General features: G+C 45.2%; 15 protein-coding genes. 9 read left to right on the top strand and 6 right to left on the bottom strand.

What is annotated here, in order from left to right:
• Positions 1 to 14: 14 nt before the first annotated feature.
• The 9 genes from ASC50_RS01775 to ASC50_RS01735 all read left to right on the top strand — a co-directional run bounded on the left by ASC50_RS01775 (position 15) and on the right by ASC50_RS01735 (position 10,116).
• On the top strand, positions 15 to 1,145 hold the full coding sequence (locus ASC50_RS01775) for an efflux RND transporter periplasmic adaptor subunit (protein WP_055430673.1): 1,131 nt from the start codon (positions 15 to 17) through the stop codon (positions 1,143 to 1,145).
• Positions 1,146 to 1,154: 9 nt separating this feature from the next.
• Positions 1,155 to 2,579 carry a TolC family protein gene (locus tag ASC50_RS01770; RefSeq protein ID WP_082592029.1) on the top strand — a complete coding sequence of 475 codons (1,425 nt, stop codon included), beginning with the start codon at positions 1,155 to 1,157 and terminating at the stop codon, positions 2,577 to 2,579.
• Between the two features lie 292 nt (positions 2,580 to 2,871).
• A complete protein-coding gene (locus ASC50_RS01765) occupies positions 2,872 to 3,480 on the top strand; it encodes an HAD-IB family hydrolase (protein WP_055430675.1) in 609 nt (202 codons plus the stop codon).
• A gap of 524 nt (positions 3,481 to 4,004) precedes the next feature.
• On the top strand, positions 4,005 to 4,901 hold the full coding sequence (locus ASC50_RS01760) for a hypothetical protein (RefSeq protein WP_055430676.1): 897 nt from the start codon (positions 4,005 to 4,007) through the stop codon (positions 4,899 to 4,901).
• A gap of 202 nt (positions 4,902 to 5,103) precedes the next feature.
• Entirely contained in the window at positions 5,104 to 6,483 is a 1,380-nt protein-coding gene (gene mnmE / locus ASC50_RS01755; RefSeq protein WP_055430687.1) for a tRNA uridine-5-carboxymethylaminomethyl(34) synthesis GTPase MnmE, read from the top strand.
• Between the two features lie 53 nt (positions 6,484 to 6,536).
• Complete coding sequence (locus tag ASC50_RS01750) at positions 6,537 to 7,526, top strand: prenyltransferase (RefSeq protein WP_055430677.1); 990 nt, start codon at positions 6,537 to 6,539, stop codon at positions 7,524 to 7,526.
• A gap of 47 nt (positions 7,527 to 7,573) precedes the next feature.
• A complete protein-coding gene (locus tag ASC50_RS01745) occupies positions 7,574 to 8,182 on the top strand; it encodes a DUF6088 family protein (RefSeq protein ID WP_226995326.1) in 609 nt (202 codons plus the stop codon).
• 11 nt (positions 8,183 to 8,193) lie between these two features.
• Entirely contained in the window at positions 8,194 to 9,183 is a 990-nt protein-coding gene (locus ASC50_RS01740) for a nucleotidyl transferase AbiEii/AbiGii toxin family protein (RefSeq protein ID WP_055430678.1), read from the top strand.
• 36 nt (positions 9,184 to 9,219) lie between these two features.
• Complete coding sequence (locus ASC50_RS01735; RefSeq protein ID WP_056928629.1) at positions 9,220 to 10,116, top strand: radical SAM protein; 897 nt, start codon at positions 9,220 to 9,222, stop codon at positions 10,114 to 10,116.
• Here ASC50_RS01735 and ASC50_RS01730 read toward each other — a convergent pair.
• The 6 genes from ASC50_RS01730 to ASC50_RS01705 form a co-directional block, all read right to left on the bottom strand.
• Positions 10,072 to 10,842, bottom strand: coding sequence for a CDP-alcohol phosphatidyltransferase family protein (locus ASC50_RS01730; protein ID WP_420885203.1), 771 nt, complete (start codon positions 10,840 to 10,842; stop codon positions 10,072 to 10,074). The genes ASC50_RS01735 and ASC50_RS01730 overlap by 45 nt on opposite strands.
• Entirely contained in the window at positions 10,842 to 11,507 is a 666-nt protein-coding gene (locus tag ASC50_RS01725) for a phosphatidylserine decarboxylase family protein (RefSeq protein ID WP_055430689.1), read from the bottom strand. The genes ASC50_RS01730 and ASC50_RS01725 overlap by 1 nt, the downstream gene beginning before the upstream one ends.
• Before the next feature lie 209 nt (positions 11,508 to 11,716).
• Complete coding sequence (nhaD, locus tag ASC50_RS01720; RefSeq protein ID WP_055430681.1) at positions 11,717 to 13,000, bottom strand: sodium:proton antiporter NhaD; 1,284 nt, start codon at positions 12,998 to 13,000, stop codon at positions 11,717 to 11,719.
• Between the two features lie 77 nt (positions 13,001 to 13,077).
• Complete coding sequence (gene porX / locus ASC50_RS01715) at positions 13,078 to 14,628, bottom strand: T9SS response regulator signal transducer PorX (protein ID WP_055430682.1); 1,551 nt, start codon at positions 14,626 to 14,628, stop codon at positions 13,078 to 13,080.
• Positions 14,629 to 15,139: 511 nt separating this feature from the next.
• Positions 15,140 to 16,045, bottom strand: a complete 906-nt coding sequence (locus ASC50_RS01710; RefSeq protein WP_055430683.1) for a hypothetical protein — start codon at positions 16,043 to 16,045, stop codon at positions 15,140 to 15,142.
• A 3-nt stretch (positions 16,046 to 16,048) separates the two neighbouring features.
• Positions 16,049 to 16,251: hypothetical protein (locus tag ASC50_RS01705; RefSeq protein WP_226995324.1), on the bottom strand; the 203-nt coding region annotated here is incomplete at its 5' end.

The following is a 16,251-nucleotide window of genomic DNA, read 5'->3' as shown; positions in this document are numbered from 1 at the left end:
TAAACAAAGTATATATGAAAAAAGGAAATTTTGGAAAAATTGTGCTGTTCACTGCAATCGGTTTGGTTGTGGTGTTTACTTTTTGGTTTTTGTGGGCAAAGTCGCGACCGAAAGTGCTGTTGTATGATATTGTAACGCCTGAAATGGGGAATATTGAAAACCAGACTGTGGCTACCGGCACGATTGAGCCGAGGGATGAGATTTTGATTAAACCGCAAATTTCGGGCATTATCACGGAGGTAACAAAGATAGCAGGACAGCGCGTGACGGTGGGCGAAGTGCTTGCCCGTGTGAAAGTTATCCCCGAAATGGGTTCGCTCAACTCCGCCGAATCGCGGATGCGCATTGCGAAAATCGAGCAGACAAAAATTGAGCAGGAATTTGCCCGTCAAACGTCTTTATATGCCAACGAGGTGATTTCCAAAGAGGAGTTTGAGGCATCGGAGGCGGCTTACAACAAGGCAAAAGAGGAAACGAGCAATGCCGTGAGTGCCTTGGATATTGTGCGCGACGGGGTAACCGGTCGCTACGCCCACCTGAGCAATACGCAAATCCGCTCAACCATTGCAGGGATGATTTTGGACGTGCCGGTCAAGGTCGGAAACTCTGTGATTCAAGCCAATACGTTCAACGATGGCACAACAATCGCCTCCGTAGCCGACATGAACGACCTCCTTTTCGTAGGCACGATTGACGAAACGGAAGTTGGCAAAATCAAAGAAGGAATGCCCCTCCGCATCACGATTGGAGCGATTGATAACCAACAGTTTGATGCGGTATTGGAATACATCGCGCCGAAAGGAACCTCCACCAATGGGGCGGTATTGTTTCAAATAAAGGCAGCGGTTCAGATACCTCCAACTACCTTTGTACGTGCAGGTTACAGTGCCAACGCTCAAGTAGTACTTCAACGTATGGAGGATGTTTTGAAAGTACCCGAAAGCGCATTGGAATTTAGCGGCGACTCCACATTTGTCTATGTTCTCACAGATAGTTTGGCACAAACCGGCAAACAAGATGACTTCGAACGCCGACAAGTAAAAATAGGAATGTCCAACGGCATAGACGTAGAAATACAAAGCGGCATCACCCTCAACGACAAGCTGCGAGGTAACGAAATTGACCCCAAAAAAATTAAAAATTAAGAATTAAGAATGATGAAAGAAACCTACCGCATATTGCTTTCCCTATTGATGGGTTGTGAAAAACTTTACATTTGGCTCTTTTTCAGGGGATTGCGGGTCAAGCCCGCAATGACGCTAAGGCTGTTTGTTTTGTGCATTGTGGTAACCGGTAACTGGTCACTGGTAACTGCCCAAAGGGCTTGGACTTTGGAGCAATGCGTGGAATATGCTCAGAAGAATAATATTGATATTAAGCAGCGCAGTTTGCAGGTGCAGGCTGCTAAGGAAGATTTGAATACGGCGAAAAATAGCCGGTTGCCAAACCTGGCTGGGGGCGTGGATGAAACGGTGAGTTTTGGGCGTGCGCAAACTGCTCTGGGCACTTATGATGACATTCAACAATCGCAGACGAATTTTGCTCTGCGCTCTTCGATGCCGCTTTTCACGGGTTTTCGCATCTCCAACGAAATTGCGCGCGGCAAATTGGATGTGGCGGCGGCAACGGAAAATTTGAAAAAAGCGAAGGAAGACCTGTCTATCAATGTGGTTGGGCAGTTTTTGCAGGTCATTTTTTGCAAAGAAACGCTGCACGTGACAGAAGAGCAGCACCAATTAAGTCAAAAGCAAGCCGACAAAACGCGCTTTCTGGTTGAGTCGGGCAAGTTGGCACACACGCAACTGCTTGATATTCAGGCGCAAGTTGCCAAAGACAATGTGGCGGTGGTGGAAGCACGGAACAGTTTGAATTTGGCATTATTGAACTTGTCGCAATTTTTGGAACTCGATTTCACCCCCGATTTTGACGTAACCGCGCCGGACATTGAAAATCAACTCATTGCCCCGCTACAATCGCCTGTACAGCTCTATGACTACGCGGTGAACGTGAAACCCATCGTCAGAGAACAGGAATTGCGAGCAGAGGGCGCGGCAAAGGATGTAAAAATTGCCCAAGCGGGTCATTTGCCCACGCTGAGCTTGGATATGGGCATCTCCACGAACTATTATTATCTGTTTGGCGATAATGGCGGCAAAAATGAAACTTTGGGCGAACAACTCAACAACAAGCGGGGCGAATACATCGGCATCAGCCTGCAAATCCCGATTTTCAACCGCTTCGCCACCCAAAATCAGGTCAAAAAAGCCCGCATCAATGTAGAAAACCAACAATTAGCAGTAGAAAACGCAAAAAAAACACTCTACAAAGAAATTCAAACCGCCTATCAAAACGCACTGGCAGCCGGCGAAAAATTGAAGGCAACCGAACAGGCAGTAGCAGCCGCCACCGAATCCTTCAAAGCCACCTCCGAACTCTGCGGGCTTGGCAAAGCCACCACATTCGACTTCAACGAAGCCAAAACCAAACAAACACAAACGCAAATCGACCGCATCCAGGCAAAAAACGAATACATCTTTCGCTCCAAAATTTTGGATTTTTATGCAGAAAGTCAAAAATAATGTGTACTTTTGCGCCGTTAAACAGCAAAAAAAATGAAAAGTTAAAAATTAAATTATAATAACAGGGCTTTTAGCTCTTATTCTCCTGCGTTCGAAATCTGGTAAATTTCTTCCGAGGATAAGTTGCGAAGGTTCACGTCTAATTGGGCGTGAACTGTTTTCGGACTTATTTGGAAGAAATGGTTTGCCAGAGCCAGAACGTAGAAATGAGCACACAACGAGCAGTATCGCGCTTTTAGTTTGCCGATGGGTTTGAGGGTTTTGGCATAAACCCCTAATTTATTATCGGTAAATGAAAGTGAAACAGACAGTTGCAGCATTCGATTTTGACGGAACAATTACGACCCGCGACTCACTATTGGAATTTATTAGTTTTGCGAAAGGACCGCTGGTTTTTTTATGGGGATTTTTGTTGTTTTCACCGCTATTGATAGCCTGCAAACTTAGACTCTATCCGAATTGGAAGGCAAAGCAGCGCTTGTTTTCGTTCTTCTTTACGGGGATGAAACTGCATGATTTCAATCAACTTTGCGATACGTTTTGCCAACAATCCATGCACTTAATTCGCAGGCAGGCAATCAGTTCCATTCAAAAACATATCGAAAAGGGCGATTCTGTCCTAATAATCAGTGCAAGCATAGAAAATTGGGTACGCCCGTTTGCCGAATACCTGGGCATATCAAACATCCTGTGCACCCAATTGGAAATCGACCAAGAGAGTTGCTTAACCGGTCGCTTTGCCGACACCAATTGCTATGGAGCAGAAAAAAAACGGCGGTTGCTTCAGCTCTACCCGCATCGGGGCGAATACCGCTTAGCCACATACGGCGATTGCAAGGGCGATAAAGCGCTATTCCTGACTTTGACAATGCGTTTCCCTAAACAGATTCAAAAAAAATAATCGCAAAAAATTTTTTTTTTTTGCATTGTATTTAAAAAAAATTGTTGTACCTTTGCGCCCGAATTTGTTCCCTGCGGGTTGAGCAAATGTCAACCAGTATTGGCTCGAATGAATGGGCGAATTTGGCAAGTGATAAACCCTTTAAATAATAGGAGATTATGAAGACATAACAGCGGTAATACGCACATTTTAAGACATTTGGGAAAAAGCGTTATAGCTTAATATTTTGGTGTTGTGAAATCTCGAAAATTTCTGTGATGACCAAAGAAGGTAAAGCAAATACGCTCGTGCCGTTTCGGCAAGGGCAAAAATCGTTTTATTTTGGTCATCAGGTATTCGAGAACCTCACAGCACGGAGAAAGAATTAGAATTTTGTCCGCGCTTTTTTTATGCTGCGTATAGTGAGGAAGGACACAGTTGCCCAACAACTGCTTAAAAGGGGGCAAGACACCTACGAAGCCGTTTAGAGTAGGAAAAATAAAAATAATGGTCTGTTTAAGGAACGGACGTAAAAATTTAGAATAATGAAAAATTTAAGAAATGTATTTTTTGTAGCAGCTACGGCTGCGTGTGCGAGTGTTTTTGTAGGGTGTGATTCGGACGATCCGCTGAATGTAAATCAACGGGATCGTTTTTCTATCTATGTAGCTGACAATAACGGACCGCTTGCAGGTGCTACCGTAAAATCACTGAGCGATGGCACAGAAGCGACCACCGATGAAGGTGGAATTGCAGCCTTGGAAGTACCGGCCGGCAATACTCTTGTATCGGTTGGAAAAGAAGGCTATGCTACTGCGCTCGCCTCCCTACCATCCAGTAGTAATGTAACTTTGACAAAAAGTGGAGCGAAAGTATCAGGGTATGTAACTCTTTCCGATACAATCGGAACAGGCAGCATCTCCCGCGAAAATGTAAGCCCTGCTGCAAGTGTTTCTTTTGAAATCACTCTTCAAGGTTCATATCTTACTAGAAAGTTTTCAGCAACTACTGATGTAAATGGTAAGTATGAAATAACCGGTCTTCCTGAAAATGCCTCCTTCACCTTTGCCTCTGAAATAACGGTAAATGGGAAAAAGTATAGCACCGGAGGATACACCCATCCAACAGGAACGGTAAACGCGCCGTCGCCAGTAAGTGTGCAGTATAACCAGGTTATTCCAGCAGTAGAGCCTTTTGAAATAATTAGTTATCTCGCTACGGTAGGCTTAAACGCGAGCATAGTTATTAAGTTTAATCAGGCTGTCGCATCGGAATCATTGTATACGTCGCCTTCTGGTGGTACTGTAACTTATACCGGCAATACAGTGACGATTGCACCTCCGGTAGGTGGATGGATAGGAAGTCTTGAGTATGTGGACGGATTTGTTGTTTCGGCTAATGGTCAGTATAGCTATCCTCGTAAACAGATCTTAATCAAATAATTGCTATCCACATTTTAAGCATTTAATTTTTTTATTTGACAGGAGACCCCTGACTTCCCAATCAATGGCGGTGAGGGGTTTCTGCTTTTTTGTTTGCTCAGGCGGTTAGCAAAATTTAGCGGCACATTTGCGGATAATCACAAAAAATAATCGTACATTTGCAAATAAAAATAAAAACAATCGTACAATAAAAATAAAAAACATGAGTAATACAACAATTTGTGCCATCTCAACCCCCCAAGGAACAGGGGGCATCGCCGTCATCCGAATTTCGGGATGTGAGGCGTTTGCTATTGCGGATAAGATTTTTGTTGCCAAGAACGGGCAGAAAGTGGCTGAAATGCAGGCGAATACAGTTTGTTTTGGCAATGTTGCTACTCTTGATGAAGTCCTCGTCGCAGTTTTCCACGCCCCCCACACCTTCACCGGCGAAGACACGGTGGAAATCTCATGCCACGGCTCAATTTTTATTCAGCAGGAAATTTTGAAATTGTTGTTGGCAAATGGCTGTACGCTGGCTCGCGCGGGTGAATTTACGCAGCGGGCGTTCCTGAATGGCAAGATGGATTTGTCGCAGGCGGAGGCTGTGGCGGATGTCATTGCCTCGTCTTCGGCTGCTGCCCATCGGGTGGCGATGAATCAGATGCGGGGCGGGTTTAGCAAAGAGTTGCGGGCGTTGAGGGCGCAATTGCTTGATTTTGTGTCGCTTATCGAACTGGAATTGGATTTTAATGAGGAGGATGTGGAGTTTGCCGACCGGGTGCGCTTGCTGGAATTGGCGGATACGATTGGTGTTTCGCTGACTAAGCTGGTCAATTCGTTCAGTTTGGGCAATGTGCTGAAAAATGGGATTCCGGTGGTGATTGTCGGCGAAACGAATGTGGGTAAGTCCACGCTGCTCAACCACTTACTGCACGAGGAGAAAGCCATTGTGTCGGACGTTCACGGCACCACGCGCGATGTGATTGAGGATGTGGTGAACGTTAGTGGCATCACGTTCCGCTTTATCGACACGGCAGGCATCCGCGACACCACCGACGAAGTGGAATTGCTGGGCGTGGAGCGCACGTTTCAGAAAATCGACCAAGCCTCCATCGTGATTTGGCTGGTGGACGCGACCAAATTTAACAAAGAAATCGACACATTGGCGGATAAAATTGTGCCCCGAACGGTGCATAAAAAATTGCTGCTGGTCATCAACAAAATCGACAAACTGAACATGGAGGAGCAACTGATTTTGGAAAAAGAATTTCTGCCGCAAATAAAGGCAGACCATATCTATTTGTCCGCCAAATACCACCAAAACACAGAAAAATTGGAAGCCGCCCTCCTGCAAGCCGCCAATTTAACCCGCTACAACGAGCAGGATGTCATCGTGAGCAACGTTCGCCACCACGAAGCCCTGTGCAAAGCCCACGAAGCCATCCGCCGCGCAGAAGAAGGGCTGCGAACCAACCTCTCCGGCGATTTCGTAGCCCAAGACATCCGCGAATGTATGCACTATCTGGGCGAAATCACCGGCGAAATTTCCACCGATGAAGTGCTGGGGAATATCTTTCGCAAGTTTTGCGTGGGGAAATAATGATGACTTGTATTTTTATTATTTGTACCTTTGCACCCCAAGAATAGTTACAGATGAATATAATCCGTTTTTGGTTGAAAAATGCGCGTTCTACATCGCTGCCGCAGAGCCTGTTGCCGGCGGTGCTGGCTGTGTGTATGGCTTCGCAGACTGCCGGTTTTTCGCTTTGGCTGGGGCTGTGTGCCCTGTTGGGCGTGGTGTTGGCGCATTTGAGTATGAATTTGTTTGACGATTATTTCGACTATAAAGTGAAGGGGGCAGAGTTTCGCGACAATTTGGCGCGAAAAGGGATGCGGGCGCGAATTTCCAAATGCGCCTACATCACCTCCGGAGAAGCCTCTTTGAGGCAACTTTTGGCAGCCTGCCTCACGTTTGGATGTATCGCGCTGTGCCTTGGGCTGGTGATTTTTCTCTATCGGGGCAACACCGTTTTTTGGATTGCCGCCATAGCCGCCGTGCTGGGGATTTCCTATTCGGGCGCGCCGCTTCGCTTGTCGTATCACGGTCTGGGTGAGGTGGTTATTGGCATTATGTTTGGTCCGCTGGCAATGGCGGGGGTCTATTATTCTGCGTGCGGGCAGTTGGACGGGCAGTTGCTGTTCATCTCCATTCCGGTGGGGTTGTTGGTCGCCAACATCGTGTACACGCACTCCATCATGGATTACGAGCCTGACAAAGAGGTCGGTAAGATGACATTCGCCGTTTTGCTACACAGCAAAGCCCGCATGTTGCTCGCACTGTTGCTGTTGCTGGTGGCAGCATATATATGCATCATAGTCGGTGTGATTATGGGCTATCTCTCCGGTTATTATCTGTTTACGCTGCTAACCCTGCCGATGGCGTTGGGACTGTTTTTGCTGATGTTCCAATTTGTAAGGCACCCCGAAAAAAAGTTCGCTCCGCAATGGTGGATGGGTCCGATGGGCGATTGGCAACGCCTGCAAGCCGCCGAAATAGACTGGTTTATGATTCGATGGCTATTGGCGCGCAATTTGCTGACGGCGTTTTGCATGATTCTCATTATTGCCGGATTTATTGATTAAAAAAAGCTTGTTTTTGTCGCAAAAATCGACTACTTTTGCGACAAGAAATGATAAAATATATGGATTATACTGTTGAAAATAAGATACTTAAGAAGATGAGGCAAAATCGACGTGGAAAAATATTTTTCGCAAATGATTTTGCTGCTTGTGGGAACATTAAAGCTTGTAATAAGGCTTTGGAACGCTTGACAAAACAAGAAAAAATAGTTCGCGTGAGTCGGGGAATTTATGCCATTCCACAAAAAAGCAAATGGTTTGGCAAAATAAATCCGTCTTTTGACAGTATTGTTGCTGCCATCGCTAAGCGAGATAAAGCAAAAATAATCCCAACAGGATTGTCTGCCGAAAATCTTTTGGGGTTGTCCACTCAAGTTCCGATGAAAGCAGTGTATTTAACCGATGGGATGCCGAGAACGGTAAGAGTGGGCGATTTAACATTGAAATTCAAAAAGACAGCACCCAAAAACCTCGCGGCAAAAGGCAAAATAAGCGGGCTGGCAATACAGGCATTAAAATCTATTCGGAAAGAAAGGATTACCGATGCCGATATAGAGAAAATTGTTGCCGTTCTCAAAAAGGAAAAGCCGCAGCATTTAGCCCATGATATAACGTTGGCTCCGGAATGGATAAAAATAATTATGCGTAAAGCATTATAAAACAAAATTATATGAATTGGATAGAATTAAACAAAAAAGAACGCCAAGACATTTTATTGGAAGTGTCGAAGAAAATCAAGTTGCAACCTTTCATCATCGAAAAAGATTGGTGGGTGGTGCAAACGTTGCGACTGATTACGCAAATGGATGTAGTTGAACACCTTGTATTCAAGGGTGGCACCTCATTAAGCAAAGCATGGGGGCTGATTGACCGATTTAGCGAGGATATAGATTTGGCAATCAACAGGGAGTTTTTTGGCTTTTCGGGCGACATAAGTCGAACGCAAGTCGGGAAATTAAAGGATGCCTCCAACGCCTATATTGAAAATGATTTTCTATATGCCCTATCAACCGCATTTGTGGATGCGGGAATTGCAAATGTTGAACTTGCCGTAGTGGACAAAAAAGATGCGGACGATGACCCTGTGAAAATTGAGGTGCGCTATCCTGTTGTAACTGAATACTCTGAATATGTATTGCCGCGTGTGTTGCTGGAAATTGGCAGTCGTTCGCTCATGGAACCGTCAACCATTCGTCCGTTCCGTTCGATGATTGGGCAGGCGTTCCCTGATTTGCCCTTTGCCGACGAAGATATTCGTTTTCGGTGTGTCAATCCCGAACGAACTTTCCTCGAAAAATTGTTTTTGCTGCACGAAGAGCACCAACGCCCAAAGGGAAAAATGAAAATCAAGGGCAAAAGTCGTCATTTTTACGACCTTTACCGCATCGCCCAAACAGATTTTGCAGACAAAGCCATAACAGACAAGGAGTTGTACAATTCCATTGTCGCACATCGGGAACGTTTCACAAAAATTGGCGGCGTGGATTACACGTCCCACTATCCGCCCAATCTGAATCCAATGCCGCCGGCAGAATTGATGTCGGAATGGGAGCGGGATTATGCGGATATACAGGGGCAAATGATTGCAGGAGAGAGCGTTGCGTTTGCAGATGTGATGGCGGAGATACAGCGGGTTGTTGATAGAATTAATAAGAATTAAAAACTCATAACTCATAACTCATAACTCATAACTCAAATGAAATCCCTATTCTACCTCCCCTACTGGTTTCTCAAAGCAAAGTTTTTTGGCAGCAAAAAACCGCTGCAAACGGTGCTGTTCATTTCGGACAAGTGCAATTTGGCTTGCAAGCACTGCACGGTGTATCAATCGCACAATCCGCACATCAAAACGTATGCGCAAATTCGGGAGGAATTGGAATACTCCTATCGGCTGGGGTCGCGATTCGTTGATTTTGAGGGTGGCGAGCCTACTTTGTGGCGCGAAGCCCCAATGCTTGATTTGAACAGCCTCATCGACCTCTCCAAAGAAATTGGCTTCTATTCTGCCACGATGACTACCAACGCGCAGATGCCCTTCGCAGGTTCCCACGCCGATTCTATTTGGGTGAGCCTCGACGGTTTGGGCGCGTTTCACGATGAAATTCGTGGCAAAGGAACGTTTGACCGCCTGGTGCAAAACATCGCCACAGCCAATCATCCGAAGTTGAGTGTCAATATGGTCATCAACGCCAAAAATTACACTTCGGTGGAGGAAACCATCGAATTTGCCAAAAATAACCCTGCCATTCAATCCATCTCGCTGAATTTTCATACGCCCTACGCGGGTACGGAAGAGCTGTTTTTGGATTGGGACAAGCGTGCTGAAGTCATTGATTTGATTATTGCCAAGAAACGGGCGGGCTACCCGATTATGAACTCGGTTTCGGGACTTAAACTGATGAAGCACAACAACTTCAAGAAGCAATGCTGGGTGTCCAATTTCATTCAGTCCGACGGGACTCGCTTGGAAACTTGTGCGGGGAAAAATGCCGGTGTTTGCGACCGCTGCGGCTTGTCTATGGCGGGGGGAAAGAATGCCGTTTTTAACTTAAAACCCGACACCATTTTTGCCGGAATGCGGTTGCGTATGTGAAGAAACGATGTTGTGGAGCAGCGACAGCAGGACATAGGCAACAATCGCGAGGCACACGCCCAACAGCGGATTTCCGCTTTGCGCACAAACACCGATGAGAATAATTGCAACAATCACCACCGAAAATGACCACTTGTTGTTTCTCCAACTCGCATTTTTGAATTTCAACGCCAACATGGGGACTTCGGACACCATCAGAGCGCAAAAAACAAGCACGAGAGCCAACACAATAAACACCTTACAGGGCACAGAAACGGCATTTATAGATGGGATGAATGAGGCAAAAAACAACGCACACGACGGTACGGGAAGTCCTAAAAAAGAGGTTGTCTGCCGCGTATCAAGATTGAATTTCGCCAATCGCAAGGCTGCAAATATGGGTAGCAAAAATCCTAAAAATTCGATGCCCGGCAGGGGATTGCAGGTCAAGCCCGCAATAACATCAGTGATACCTTCCAAATAGACATAGACGATGCAGCCCGGAGCCACTCCAAAGCTGACTACGTCTGCCAGCGAATCCAATTCCGTGCCGATTTTGGAGGGTGCGTGCAGCAATCTTGCGGCAAATCCGTCCAAAAAATCGAACACCGCCGCCAACGCTATGAAGCAAAATGCCGCTAAAAATTTGGCATCGCCGCTGAAATGTAGCACCGCAACACACGCCAAACAGCCTGAAAACAGGTTCAGGCAGGTGATAAAATTGGGTACGTGTTTCATTATTTTCATCATGCCGAGGTGTTAAATTTTGCTACAACTGTTTGATTGCCATAGACTTTCTGGTCAAGTTCGACCTGAATATCTACGTCTAACGGCAAGAACAAATCCACCCGCGAGCCAAATTTGATAAATCCCAACTGCTCGTTGATATGCGTTTCGTGTCCGATTTCGGCATAGGTGACGATGCGGCGCGCCATGGCACCGGCAATTTGCCTCACAAGTATTTGTGTGCCGTTTTTTCGCTCAATCACTACCGATGAACGCTCGTTTTCCAAACTGGATTTGGGCAAATACGCAGCCTTAAATCGCCCGTCTTGATGCCCGTAATGCACAATCTTGCCGTTTACAGGCATCCAATTGATATGCACATTGGTAAGTCCCATAAAAATGGAGATTTGCAGGCAACTCCTTTTTAAATACTCGGCTTCAAACACCTCTTCAATCACCACTACGCGACCATCAGCCGGCGCAATCACGATGTCGTCGGTGTTCTCCTCAAAAAAAGGTCGCGGGTTGCGAAAAAAATTGACCACCGCCAAAAAACCGGCGATAGAAACAAACAAGCTGAGATAAAACAGCGTGTTTTTGTCGACATAATGCAGTGCAAAATTCACTCCAATCAGCAACACAAAAGCAGCAAAAATTATCTTATAACCCTCTTTATGTATTCTCATGTAACAACATTTGTTAATTGTATAAAAAAAACGGTGCAAAGGTAAACATAAATTTTGAATAAACTCCAATTCATGTTGTTTTTTTTTAGGCATTGCTAATTAAATATAGATAGCGTTCCGTTTCTATGATGCATGAGCAACAGAAAGGACAATTCATAAGCTTTTTTGGCTGCAAAGATACAAATATATATTTAATTAGCAATGCCCGACTATATCGAATGTTCCAAAATGTACACCACGCAGCCGGATGCATAGCCCAGCAAAGCCAGCCAGGAGATTTTTTTGAGATACCAGATAAATTCGATTTTTTCCATGCCCATCACGGCTACACCGGCTGCCGACCCGATAATCAGGAGGCTGCCTCCCACGCCTGCCGTGTAGGACACAAATTCCCAGAAATAGTGGTCCATCGGGAAGTCGTACATCCCGATAGCCGCAGCCACTAACGGCACATTGTCGATAACGGACGAAAACAGCCCGATAAGTATCGTAATCACATAGTATTTGTTCGGTTCCGGCAGTGGAATTTTCTCTAAAGATTCAGATAGCATGGTCAATTGTCCGCCATCTTTCAGCGCATTCACCGCCATCAGGATGCCCAGGAAAAACAGGATGCTCGACATATCAATGCGGCTTAACAGATTGGTAACGCTGTAATGGTCTCTGTCGTCTGCCAAACGGCGTTTGTGCAGAAATCCCATATATATCCACAAGATACTCAAACCGCCCAACAGCCCCAAATACGGCGGCAGATGCGTGATACCTTTGAAGAAGGGCACAAACAGCAGTGAGCCGATGCCGAGGCACACTACGGTGATGGTTTGTCCGCGTGTCACATCGCTTGTTTTTTCGCTCTCTGCGATGGGAGGACGTTCCACATCGCCCTTCATAGTGCACGTCAGCACGAGTAGAGGCACCAGGATGCTCGCCAAACTGCAAATCAAATCGTTGGCGATAACACCTTCGGCACTCACTTTGCCGCTAATCCAGAGCATCACCGTAGTAACATCACCGATAGGCGACCACGCGCCACCGGCATTCGCCGCCACAATCACCATGCCAAGAAAAAACCAGCGGTCGTGCTTGTCGCCCACCAATTTGCGAATCAGAGCCACCATAATAATCGCCGTAGTCAGATTGCCGGACACCGAAGCCAGAATAAATGCCAAAGGGCAGGTAATCCACAGCAGTTTCACGCGATTTTTTATTTTTAAGTTGTTGGTAATCAGCCGAAAACCGCCGTGCACATCGACTATTTCGACCACCGTCATCGCACCCATCAGGAAGAATAGAATTTCTGCCACATCGCCCAGGTTTTCAACCAAACTTGCGTGCATTTCGGGAACACCGGGGGCGATTTGACTCAGGCAGACCCAGAGAACAGTGCTCAGCAAGAGAGCCGTAGCCGTTTTGTTGATATGTATCACGTCTTCCAGCGCAATAAACACATAGCCCACGACAAAAATGGCAATCATAAGTGTTGTAATTGACATACAATAATTTTTAAATTTTTAAGGCGCAAAATTAGATATAATTTATGAGATGTGCAAGTGCATGAATAAAAAAACTTTTATTTTGGCTCCAGTGTGATGAGCGGAATCATCATTTCTTCCATTGACACGCCGCCGTGCTGAAAAGTGTCGGTGTAATAGGATACATAGTAATTGAAATTGTTGGGGTAGGCGAAAAAGTCGGCATTTTGTGCGAAGATGTAGTGCGTGCTCACGTTGGGCGATGGCAGTCCGAATTTGGCGGGGTCTGCCATTTCAAACACCTCTTTGGGGTTGTAGGTCATGCTTTTTCCCAATTTGTAGCGCAGATTGGCGTTCACGGTTTTGTCGCCTATCACTTTGATGGCGTTGTTGACGTGGATGGTGCCGTGGTCGGTTGTCAGCACTATTTTGAAGCCTTTTTCGGCTATTTTGCGAAAAAATTCGAGAGCGGTCGAATGTTGAAACCACGAGCGGGTGAGCGACCGGTAGGCAGCCGCGCTGGATGCCAGTTCGCGCATCATCTTGGAGTCGGTGCGGGCGTGCGACAGCATATCCACAAAATTGAACACAATCACATTGAGCTGCGAATTGTCGAACTGATTGAAGTGTTGCAACAATTTTTCGCCGAAACTCGATTCGTTGATTTTATGGTAAGAAAACGTGTATTTTTTGCGAAAACGTTCCAATTGGGTCTTAATCAAGGGGGCTTCGTTCAAGTTTTTGCCCTCTTCGGAGTCTTCGTCCACCCAAAGTTCGGGAAACAGTTTCTCAATCTGAATGGGCATCAAACCCGAAAAAATGGCGTTACGAGCATATTGCGTGGCTGTCGGCAAAATGGAATAATACAAGTCTTCTTGAAACGTAAACGCCTCAGACAGAAGCTCTTTCACCACCTGCCACTGGTCCCAGCGGAAATTGTCAATCAGGATGAAAAACACCTTGTCGCCTTGGTCTAACAGCGGGAACACGCTTTTTTTGAAAATATCCGGACTCATCACAGGGCGGTTGGGATTTTCGGGCTGTGAGAGCCAACTTTCATAATTTTTCCTGATAAATTTGCAAAACATTTGGTTGGCTTCTGCCTTTTGGGCGTTCAGCAGGTCGGTCATGCCGGTTTGCGAAGAGGCAAGTTCTAACTCCCAATGTACCAGTTTTTTATACGAATCTTTCCAATCGTCAGCTGTGAGCGAATCGCCTATCTGCGTTCCGATTTTCATAAACTCCTGCTGGTAACTGCTGGCTGTTGTTTCGGTCACAATCTGATTTTTATGCAGATTTTTTTTGAGCGACAGCAAAATTTGATTCGGATTGACGGGTTTAATCAAATAATCGGCAATCTTGCTGCCAATCGCCTGATTCATAATGCCTTCGTCCTCACTTTTGGTAATCATCACCACCGGCACAGTCGGTTGCGCCTCTTTGATGACCGCCAATGTTTCCAAACCACTCAATCCGGGCATATTCTCGTCCAAGAAAATCAGGTCGAAAGCCGCCTCATGAACAGCCTCAATCGCATCTTGCCCGCTACACACGGTCACCACTTCATAGCCCTTATCCTCCAAAAAGAGGATATGCGGCTTAAGCAAATCAATCTCATCATCAGCCCACAACAGGCGGTCTTTTTTCATAATTTCATCTCCTTTTGTATAGAAACGGAAAATAGTGGGATTTATTTTGTTTTAAAAATATGTGGCGACATTTTTTTTATTTGGTGGGTTTAAAATTTATTCGTAAATTTGCAGTCGGAATGTTTTGGTAGCTGTAAAGCAAACGAAAATACATGATACAACGAGCTTCGGTAAGAAAAGATTTTGATTGCGTTCAGATGAAGAACGACATTCAAGCGAAAATTTATGCTGAGATTAAAGACATGAATACGGCTGAGTTGTTATCTTATTTTAATAAGAGATGAGTCTTTTTTTTCAACATAGAACACAACATTGCGCTCCGTCAGCTACAGCAGGCGGCAATTGATGGTTGTTGCCATTTTTTTTTCAGGTGCTATTATATTTGCAAACTGTGCTTGCGGGACAAAACACAGAACGCAAATAATTGTCTGAATCAGGATTTACGGGATTAAAGGATTGGCAGGATTGTTGAAAATCCTGCCAATCCTTCATCCTGTCCAGACTTAATTTGTCATTGGTTATTTTTTAGATAGTTTCTCAAATCTTCAATCAACAATTGCGTGCGGAGTTCTACCCCCTTGCCGCCCAAGTGATAAGGCGAATCGTACATTAACGAATCGGGAAACACATACCGTTCCGGAGTACCCAAAACTGTGAAGCCGGTTTTGATGTATTGGGCTTCAATTTCTTTTACGGCAACCTGTGTATTGAAAAAAGACCTGTCTTGATAGCTTGGATAGGTTACAAGCAAGGTTGCGCCTTTGGCTGCAAGGTCTGATTGAAACTTTTTTATGCCCTGTATCACTTCCGGGTTGAACTTCCCGTTAATTCCGTTTGATCTAAACTTCTTCTTTTTAAGTGTCCAATGCTCATAAGTATCGCCGTATTGATTGGATAAGGCGTTTTTTACATTAAAGTAGGCTGTCGGTCTAAATTTTGAAAGAGAAAAATTAGGTATATGTTGGAGAATTTTTATTTTTTGTTTTGTACTGAGCAATCGAACTTTGGAACTATTCCCATCAGCGACGACCGATAGCAATTCTCTGGAAACACGGTCATAATCTCCCAAAAAAGTCGCATAATTAAATGCTAATACCACAATATCCCCATTACTCACATATTGAAGAGTGTTGTTCATCATATATGATTCAAATGCGGCATGCATGGCTGCATTGATTGGATTTAGATTGAGAGAGTCGCGGATTATTTGACAATTCAACCCCATACGCACATTGGAACCACCCACAAAAATAACTCTTGGCGATTCAACATTCATTAACAATGAATCTTTTTGCCGTGATAAATAAAGCGAATACTTCTTTGCCGCCTTAGGCGTAGGAGGCAAAAATAATCCTGCAAGCAACAAGAGTAGCAACGGTATCCCTGACAAAATTGTTCCAACAATAAACTTTTTCATAACTTAAAATTGAAAATAAATAAATTCCGGTGAATTTTCGACGGCGAACATGAGAATAGCAATGACAATCGCATTATACAGAATATACCGAAACGGCTTTTTCCATGTCGCCCCCATTCGCTCATCGCCGTTTTTATGCTGATAGAATGGTTCGGGCGGCACAATCAATATGCGATTGAGCGAATGGGGGCGACATGGAAAAAGCC

The sequence above is a fragment of the Candidatus Symbiothrix dinenymphae genome, assembly GCF_001431085.1.
This window is presented reverse-complemented; position numbering and strand designations above follow the sequence as displayed.